Raw genomic sequence first — 557 nt, 5'->3', positions numbered from 1 at the left:
TTTCTTTTTCTTTGTAATGCCAACTGATCAACAGAATCAACAACACGCTTCAATGAAAATAAAGAACGTTCACAACGACTTACAAGATAATAAACCGTATCTGGATGTACAATAAGTTGCCTATCTGAAAAAAGCTTAAATGCAACAGCTGTTAACAATGCATCATCAGGCTGATTAATTTCAACGAACATTACCGAATTAAGACGACTTTTTAGATCATTTAACATTAAATTCCAAGCGGAAGGAAGTGTTCGTGCCGTCATCAATAAAGTAGCTTGTCGTGCATCAAGATTTGCTTGCTTAATACTGTTAATTAAATGAAAAAGTTCTGTCTCATTGATTTCACCTGCATCAATATCCTCTATTAAAAATGATCTGCCTAAAGAAGCCATAGTAATAGCCTGATCAATTTCATTGTGCTGAATCCTGAAAGCATCTGCTTTTTGGAGCCATATATTAGAAAAGTGCGTTTTTCCAGAGCCTTCTTTACCAACCAAAACTGCAATAGGTAAGCTCCAATTGGGCCAGTGATCAATAAGCTGAAAAGCCATACGATT

At 35.5% G+C, this 557-nt stretch carries 1 protein-coding gene; it reads right to left on the bottom strand.

What is annotated here, in order from left to right:
• Positions 1–557 (bottom strand): hypothetical protein (locus tag ACFIL8_RS12895; RefSeq protein ID WP_375690102.1); only part of this gene is annotated, 557 nt, incomplete at both ends.

It is taken from the genome of Bartonella sp. AP57NXGY, assembly GCF_042195805.1.
Taxonomy (GTDB): Bacteria; Pseudomonadota; Alphaproteobacteria; order Rhizobiales; family Rhizobiaceae; genus Bartonella.
This window is presented reverse-complemented; position numbering and strand designations above follow the sequence as displayed.